The sequence below is a fragment of the Leptospira limi genome (assembly GCF_026151395.1).
Lineage (GTDB): Bacteria > Spirochaetota > Leptospiria > Leptospirales > Leptospiraceae > Leptospira_A > Leptospira_A limi.
Window position 1 is genome coordinate 1 of record NZ_JAMQPV010000007.1, and the last position, 8031, is coordinate 8031.

7 protein-coding genes and 1 pseudogene are annotated in these 8031 nt (G+C 32.6%); all 8 read right to left on the reverse strand.

What is annotated here, in order from left to right:
* Window positions 1–211, reverse strand: a pseudogene (locus ND812_RS18175) (hypothetical protein); the annotation flags it as partial.
* A 220-nt stretch (window positions 212–431) separates the two neighbouring features.
* A complete protein-coding gene (locus ND812_RS18180) occupies window positions 432–1088 on the reverse strand; it encodes a hypothetical protein (protein ID WP_265376727.1) in 657 nt (218 codons plus the stop codon).
* 219 nt (window positions 1089–1307) lie between these two features.
* Window positions 1308–2795 carry a P-loop ATPase, Sll1717 family gene (locus ND812_RS18185; RefSeq protein ID WP_265376728.1) on the reverse strand — a complete coding sequence of 496 codons (1488 nt, stop codon included), beginning with the start codon at window positions 2793–2795 and terminating at the stop codon, window positions 1308–1310.
* A gap of 291 nt (window positions 2796–3086) precedes the next feature.
* The gene (locus ND812_RS18190; protein WP_265376729.1) at window positions 3087–3680 is read right to left on the reverse strand and encodes a hypothetical protein; all 594 of its coding nucleotides are present in this window, start codon (window positions 3678–3680) and stop codon (window positions 3087–3089) included.
* A gap of 276 nt (window positions 3681–3956) precedes the next feature.
* The gene (locus tag ND812_RS18195; RefSeq protein ID WP_265376730.1) at window positions 3957–4784 is read right to left on the reverse strand and encodes a hypothetical protein; all 828 of its coding nucleotides are present in this window, start codon (window positions 4782–4784) and stop codon (window positions 3957–3959) included.
* Between the two features lie 588 nt (window positions 4785–5372).
* Window positions 5373–5819 carry a hypothetical protein gene (locus ND812_RS18200; RefSeq protein WP_265376731.1) on the reverse strand — a complete coding sequence of 149 codons (447 nt, stop codon included), beginning with the start codon at window positions 5817–5819 and terminating at the stop codon, window positions 5373–5375.
* A 315-nt stretch (window positions 5820–6134) separates the two neighbouring features.
* Window positions 6135–6866 carry a M90 family metallopeptidase gene (locus tag ND812_RS18205; protein ID WP_265376732.1) on the reverse strand — a complete coding sequence of 244 codons (732 nt, stop codon included), beginning with the start codon at window positions 6864–6866 and terminating at the stop codon, window positions 6135–6137.
* A 198-nt stretch (window positions 6867–7064) separates the two neighbouring features.
* Window positions 7065–7643, reverse strand: a complete 579-nt coding sequence (locus ND812_RS18210; protein WP_265376733.1) for a DUF5063 domain-containing protein — start codon at window positions 7641–7643, stop codon at window positions 7065–7067.
* Window positions 7644–8031 lie beyond the last annotated feature (388 nt).

Consider the following 8031-nt stretch of genomic DNA (forward strand, 5'->3'; position numbering starts at 1 on the left):
CCAAAAGTACGTTTAAATCGAAATCTTCCGTTCTTGTTCTAAAAGAACTGTATTTGTATCTATTTAAAGTATAAGGAGTTGAATATATATGAAGTTTTTTTCGGTTTTGTTCTTCAACTTTTGTTTCAATGTTTTCTTCTGAAAATATTTGGTAGGGTAATAGAAGTAAAAATATAACTAGTATTTGAAAATTCTTCTTATTTTTTTTCATTTTTTGGTTTCCTAATTATATTTTAAAATATTTCGCATAACGTACTAGCCTTAACGACGTAGGCTGACCCTGAGTCCCAACGGGACGTTAGGGACTGGCACGTAGTTTGCGGATGCAAACGAGTGACAGAAAGCCTATGTGTCGCAGACCGAGCGAGGCCTCGTGCCGAAGCGAAGCGTTAAGGTGCTGTTATACGACGTTTTCAATTTAATAGTTAAGATTAGCGGATTTCAAATTCAATTTTATTTAATTTTGTTATATATCCGGAAAAAAACATTGGAATAGGCGCAATGTATAAAATTGGAGGTGGTCTAGTAATAGAAGAAAATGTCAGTCCCCAAGTAACTATTGCAATTGCTTCGTCATTTCTATCGGAACTATTATTTGAAAAAATGATTCTTTTTGCAGAATTACTGAGATCGAGAAAAGGACAATTAAAGTTGTTTATATAGTCATAAGCTTGCCTAGGTTGTTCGAGACAATTTTTATCAGAATTTAAGTTTAGTATTAATCCGGCTTTAAAATTTTTCTGATAAGGCCTAAATGTATTATAATGTACAAAAACTCTTACACAATATTTACCATTATCCAAATTCACATTAATTGGACTTTTTCCAAATTTAAAGTGATATTCCTTTGATAATTCCCCGCAAACTATAGTATTGCTATCAGAATACTTAATATTTTTAATTTGAATATCAATCAATAGAGGGAACTCATCAAAATTTTTAAAATCTAAGGTGAGGTTATGTTTTGAAACTTCATTATTATCAGATTCTGGTTGAAAAGTTTCATATTTAGAATGTGAAATACAATTAATGAATAAGAAGGAAGAGAAAATAAACAGAATTGATTTTTTATATTTATTGATGTTCATTTATTTCTCTTAAATTAATCCTTTTTGAAAATGTCGTATAACGAACTAGACTAACCGACGTAGGCTGGCCCTGAGTCCCGGAACGGGACGTTAGGGACTGGAACGACGCTTGCGCAAGCAAGAGGAGTGCCAGAAGCCTATGTGTCGCAGACCGAGCGAGGGCGCAAGTCCCGAAGCGAAGCGGTTAGTTGCTGTTAGCCGCTGTGCACGTTGGCACAGTTATAATTTTCTTTTAGCTCTTGTTTCAGTTAATACTAATCTTTTGGTCAAACCATTGTTTACTCTAAATTCAGTATTATAATTAATTTGCATATGAGGATTTGTACAGATATACTCCCAATTTGCGTTAATTTTTTGTCCAATGATAGAGTTTTGAAATAAGAAATTCAAACTATTATCTATTTCAGCTTTTTGGGAATTGGTAAAAATGCTATTGTAACCTTCTGTATATTCAGAGTAATCGAATTTCTGAGTCGAAATATTTTGTAAGATATTTAAGTATTTTTCTATTTCTGGTTTTTGATTTGCCCATTCATCAATTAATTCACGATACATGCTTAAAGAAAATCCGTTTTCTGCTGCATAAAGTTGCTTTGAGGTATAAAGTCCAGTTTTTGATGAAATAAATTCCTTTCTAATATTGTTAAAATATACAATAACATCTCTTGGTCGATAAAATGATCTCCGTAAAATATGTTTAAACGGTGTTGCACCATTTTTTACTTTTCTTACTTCGAAGACTGAATCTGATTTTAACTTCGGTTCAATTTTTACATTAGACGGCTTATACTTTTTAATCCGTTCAAAGAACATTTCATTAAGACTTTTTTCATCCCATTTGATTTCAATAGCACTAGATTGATAAACTTTATTTTTATCGTTAAATCTTAAAGTTTCATAAATATCAGTTCTTAAGAAGAGTATACATTTTAATTTTCTATTGGAAGTGATGCTTTCGGAATTTATTGATTTACAAACTGTAACCAAATTTACAAGAATTTTGCTATAATCTTCAATTTCGCTTTCTAGCCAGTTTTCATCAAGTTGATCCAGGGTAACATAAAGGTCATAATCGTTTATATACTTGCTCAATATTTTCTCGAAGTAATTATGAATTGAAAAGGCATTTGATCTTAAACTTGAAATTAGCTCTTCACTTTTAGAGGCGTCTTCAAATGAAATATTCCCACCCGATACTGAAAAATCGTCTATTTCACCAGATGGTAATTCAATTTTTTGAACTCGAAATAACTTCCCTTTAATAACTTCAATTAAAGATGGTAATGGTGACCCATAAATTTTTTGAATAATTTGCTTAGCTTTGCTTAGTTCTCCTGATAATTTTTCTCCATTTTTTTCTAGATGGTTTATGAATTTAGATAATGTTTGTACTGTGATTAAATAGTGCCAGCTTTTGTAGTAAGCATTAATTTCACCTTCCATTGTCTCTTTATACAGTTTATGTGTAGGCCACGGGTATTCTCTAAAATTCAACGGAATACAAAGTTTTTTCTTATTAGATAAGAAATCAGTTGACTGTAAGTAGCGGTAGATTGCTGTTTTTCCGGTACCTTTTCGTCCTAATATCATCCATTTTGGAGTTGTTAATAATTCTTTAATATGAGATGTATTAATGAAATATTTCATTAAATCTACGTCGTCTTCTGATGAAACGGGAAATTCTGGTAACCATTCTGTTATTTTCATTTTCTTCCTCTTTTGTTTTGTGAATTAAAATTTAGATTATGTGCATTGCGGCTAACGAACTTGCCTTAGCGACGTAGGCTGACCCTGAGTCCCGGCACGGGACGTTAGGGACTGGCCACGACACTTGCGCAGGCAAGGGGAGTGCCAGAAGCCTATGTGTCGCAGACCGAGCGAGGCCTTGTGCCGAAGTGAAGCGTTAAGGTGCTGTTAGCCGCAGTGTTCGTTATTGTTTTTCACTTATGAAATTTGTATCACGGTTTTTTGAGAAATTACAAAATTATTCAAATGTAATTATTTATGAATCATATCAGTATTGCTTTCTCTTAAATAGCAAGTTGAAAATGATTTTGATTCGCATATGAAAAGCATCGAAATTATTGGATATTTCATTATTTCTTTGGAAGGATAAAGCGTAATTGACATTTCAGTTTTTTTTGTGTTTGTATCTAAATGCAAATGAACGATTATTTCTTCGGTATTTTGCATAATTTGGGTTAATGTATACACATAGTATGTATTGTATAAATTTTCTTCATAAGTTTTTATAACATTGAAATATACTTTTTCTTCGAATAAAAAATCACATATACTAATAGTTTTATCAATATCAAGGTAGAAATTATTGTCCTGGTCAAAAAAGAATAAATATGATGCATCCTGAACATTATAAACATAATCATGCTTAATTAGTTTATGAAAATTAGTGCAATCTTTTGTTTTTATGCTACTAATGAAACTGAGAACATCTTGTTTGTTTTCAATACCTTCGTCAAAGTAAATAGTATAATTTAAGAAAAATTCTTTTTTTTGCTTTTTTGAATTTATATTACAATAACAGAGAATTAAGATAAGAGAAGAAATGGATATTCCCTGAATAGGTTTCAAAATATAAGATAGAATCATTGTTTATGAAAGAAGTTAATTGTAAAAAGATTAAAATTTCTATTATTTTTTTTATTCCTAATAAAATTCGAACATTGCGGCTAACGAACTAGACTAACCGACGTAGGCTGACCCTGAGTCCCGACGGGACGTTAGGGACTGGAACGACGCTTGCGTAAGCAAGAGGAGTGCCAGAAGCCTATGTGTCGCAGACCGAGCGAGGCCGGTAGTGCCGAAGCGAAGCGGTTAGTTGCTGTTATGCGTAGTAGCCAGAATGTATTAACCAAGTGCAGTTTTACCAAAAGGAACGACAAAGATTTGAATAGGGAAGGTAATTATATCAAAAAGAATAAAAGGAGGGTAAAGTAAATAAAGTAAAATGTTAGGATTTTCTAATTTTTTTTCAGTAAAATAATCCAAATTAAGCCAAATAGACTTATTATAATTTGGAGAAATGAATATAGATTTTGCCTTTTTATAGAATTTATCTTCGACAATATTTATGTAAATTGATTTAGGTAATTTTACTTTTTTCATCGGAAAGAATTTACTTTTGGTAGAGATTCGATCACAATCTTCCTTAAAATCAAATGAATTGGAATTAGGGTTATATTTTTCATGATAACAAACATCATTAAGATCAGGTCTGGGTTTATAATAAGTAATTAATCTGGACAGACCATCCTCAGAGATCGAAATGGATTTTGGAAATCCAAATTGTCCATTGCTGTCAGAATAGAAATTTTGTTTTAAATTGGAATGAATAAAAGCAAAATCTCTATCATAATAGATGAAGGCTTTTTTTCCAGAAATGAGATAATTCACATCATTTTCAAATTTAAGAAACTTACTAGTATTATTTGAATCAATTTTACAATAGAAGAAATCTCTAAATTTAAAGGAATAGCAACTGTCATAAATATAATCTTTGTTTAATTTGGGAATCTGAATTCTTATAGAATTTTCGTCTATTTCTTCCAATGCGGTAATTGAATCAATGGAAATTGAAGTTTGAATTGTTTGAGGATATAATCGATAATTTAAATGCATCGTCATACATGAAACTAAAGAAATTTGAATTAGAATTAAGTTTATTATTCGTTTCATAGGTTTTTGGCTATTACGCATAACGAACTAGCTAACCGACGTAGGCTGGCCCTGAGCCTCGAAGAGGCGTTAGGGACTGGCACGACGCTTGCTTGAGCAAGAGGAGTGCCAGAAGCCTATGTGCCGCAGGCCAAGCGAGGGCGCAAGACCCGAAGCGCAGTGGTTAGCGTATGTTAATTGCAGTTAGTTATTATAATAAAAGATTTATGTCGAAAGGTCAACAAAAGCGAGCGCAAATTTTTCTCTTAAATCTTAAAAGCGTAAATTACAAACAGAACTTTCGTGGAGAAATCAGCTGAAATTGTTCTCTTTCAAAGCTTGAATCGACAACACCCTCATGAAAAAAATTTGCGCGTTGTCTTCTAAGGATCAACTAATTGCAATTAACGAACTAGCCTTAACGACGTAGGCTGACCCTGAGTCCCGAACGGGACGTTAGGGACTGGCACGTAGTTTGCGGATGCAAACGAGTGACAGAAAGCCTATGTGTCGCAGACCGAGCGAGGCCTTGTGCCGAAGCGAAGCGTTAAGGCGCTGTTATGCGAAGTGTCTTATTTTTAGAAGATTTATTTGAAAATTAATCGATTTTTAAAAGGTTACTCTGATTAGATAATAATCAATATAATCATTATTCATTTTGAATACAGCTACTTCTTGTAAATTATAGAAATTATCCCATCTCAACACATTTTTAGTTTCAGTTGTCGGTTTTAATGGTTTTAATCCTAAATATTCAATTGAATTTTCTTTAAATTTTATTTTATTTTTCGGTGTAAAAGTAATTCTTCCCACTTTATCATTTAGAAAAATAATTTCTAATTGATTGTTAAGGTAAACATTAAGAAAACAATTATCCTTTCCACATGGCTGTTGCGTGAATTTTTCAGATTTTTCTGGTTTACCAAGAACTTGGTTGGCCTTTTCAATATTGGCATTTACTAATTGGTTAATGTCAAATATTGCTTTGATTGGTTCAGAGCAATTGTTTAATAAACTGAGTGCACCAAAAAGGATTATTTTTTTTATTTTTTCCATTTTTCTTTGTTCCTATTCCTGTGTTTTATTGCTTCATTTTGAATTTGATAATTAGTTTATAAGATTTATTTAAAGTCAATTATAAAGAATTTTTTAAAAAATTATATTAAGTTAGAATTTAATAAATTTTTAAGACATTTCGCATAACGAACTAGGCTACTCGACGTTTCCCGACCCTGAGTCCCGTTAACGGGACGTTAGGGACTGGCATGTAGTTTGCGGATGCAAACGAATGCCAGGAGGGAAATGTGGCGCAGCCCAAGCGAGGCCGAAGTGCCGAAGCGAAGTGAGTAGCCGCTGTTATGCGATCGGTCGTTATTGATTAAAATCATATTCCTGATAAAATCTATTAAATAGATCAAAGATTTTAGGCAACTTTTCTTTGAAATGATTTGGATTTTCAAAGAAATATTCACTTAGATATGCAAAAAATTCAGATTCATCTTCAATATTGTAGAATATGTGTTTAACTTCATTCTTTAATTGATGGAAATCTTTTATAATCAGATTTTCCCAGTTAATAATTTCTCTGTCACAGTTTAATTGTGGAATACCATCAAAACCGCCGTAAAGAAGGTCAATTGCATGTGCAAATTCATGAGTAATAACACAGTCACCATCATTTGAATCGGATATTCCTCTGATAATAGCTTTCCAAGATAAACCAATTTTTCCGTTTTCTCCAGTAACTCCGTCAATTTTAAATTGAAATTCCTCAGTTTCAAATTTGTCAGGAAAAACTATAATATTATTTATATAATCATAATGTCTCAAACCAATTCTTCGTATTAGTCTTACGGCAGCACATGCGAGAAAAGTTTTATGATATCTCGTTAAAGTAATATCTGGTGTGGATTTTATCGATTTCGAGAGTTTGAAGTGTTTAATTAGAGAATTATACTTTTTCTTATCTTTTTTAGAAAGAATTCTATAGAATTCAAAGTTATGATCTAAAAGGGCTATTTCCCTTTTATTTAATGGAACTAAAAATGAAAATGGTTTTGTAACCAGTCTTCGAATTTTTCCATATATTTTATTAATTTTCATTGGAATTTAACGACTGTCGCATAACGAACTAGCCTAACCGACGTAGGCTGACCCTGAGTCCCGGAACGGGACGTTAGGGACTGGAACGACGCTTGCACAAGCAAGAGGAGTGCCAGAAGCCTATGTGTCGCAGACCGAGCGAGGCCGTAAGTGCCGAAGCGAAGCGGTTAGGTGCTGTTATACGCCGTGAGTAATTTTTTAAATAGGATGCTTTTTGCCATCATAAATAAGATAATGCAAATATCTTAGTGCATCAATACAATGCTTTCCCCAATGATGAATAAAGCTCCATTTTAAATTCCAAAGACCATCTTCTACTATTTCGTTACTTTCCATAGACTCAATTTTTGTTAATTGAGTTTTTACATCATGATAGATATCTGAAATATCATCATCTAACCATCCTTGAATTGGGATTTTGTCTTCTTCTTCCCATCCAGGACTAGGCTTTCCGTTTTTTTCAGAATAAGTTGGATCGAAGATTTCCCAATATAAAGATTCTTCCTTCAAGTTTGAAATAAGTGAACAATTTAAATTTTCAAAATATTTATCATCATCTATTTTATTTTCATCATTAAAGTATACTAAAGGAATAGAATCAAATAAGTGACCAGATAAATAAAGAGAAATTAAGGCTTCATGTAATTTCGGATAAAATTCTAAAAGAGGTATATTTGGATTTTCCAATAAGTCAATTAAGCGATTCGCATTCAGCAACATCGTTCTCGTTGTTTCTGTTTCTAAAAAGTTAATTATTTCATCAGATATTTTATTCATTTTTTAATAATAGTTACTTTTTACTCATGGCGTATAACGAACTAGCTAACCGACGTAGGCTGGCCCTGAGCCTCGAAGAGGCGTTAGGGACTGGCACGACGCTTGCTTGAGCAAGAGGAGTGCCAGAAGCCTATGTGCCGAAGGCCAAGCGAGGGCAAAAGTCCCGAAGCGCAGTGGTTAGCGTATGTTAATTGCAGTGTCCATGGTATGGAAAGGATAAAATTAAGAAAGAATCAAGGCCAAAAATTTTGGTAAGAAGTAATTAAAATCTATTCTTTCTTATAGATTAATTTTCGCTGAAATATCCCAAATAAAGCTTTGTAAAACAGAACTGAGCTTAAAATAAGCAGAGTAATAGAATAATGAGAAAGACGATAACTGAAATAGA

What these genes read in the sequence shown, in the direction of transcription:
- ND812_RS18195 (WP_265376730.1), bottom strand. Translation starts at nt 4,784, where the DNA reads ATGAAACGAATAATAAACTTAATTCTAATTCAAATTTCTTTAGTTTCA.
- ND812_RS18205 (WP_265376732.1), bottom strand. Translation starts at nt 6,866, where the DNA reads ATGAAAATTAATAAAATATATGGAAAAATTCGAAGACTGGTTACAAAA.
- ND812_RS18200 (WP_265376731.1), bottom strand. Translation starts at nt 5,819, where the DNA reads ATGGAAAAAATAAAAAAAATAATCCTTTTTGGTGCACTCAGTTTATTA.
- ND812_RS18210 (WP_265376733.1), bottom strand. Translation starts at nt 7,643, where the DNA reads ATGAATAAAATATCTGATGAAATAATTAACTTTTTAGAAACAGAAACA.
- ND812_RS18180 (WP_265376727.1), bottom strand. Translation starts at nt 1,088, where the DNA reads ATGAACATCAATAAATATAAAAAATCAATTCTGTTTATTTTCTCTTCC.
- ND812_RS18185 (WP_265376728.1), bottom strand. Translation starts at nt 2,795, where the DNA reads ATGAAAATAACAGAATGGTTACCAGAATTTCCCGTTTCATCAGAAGAC.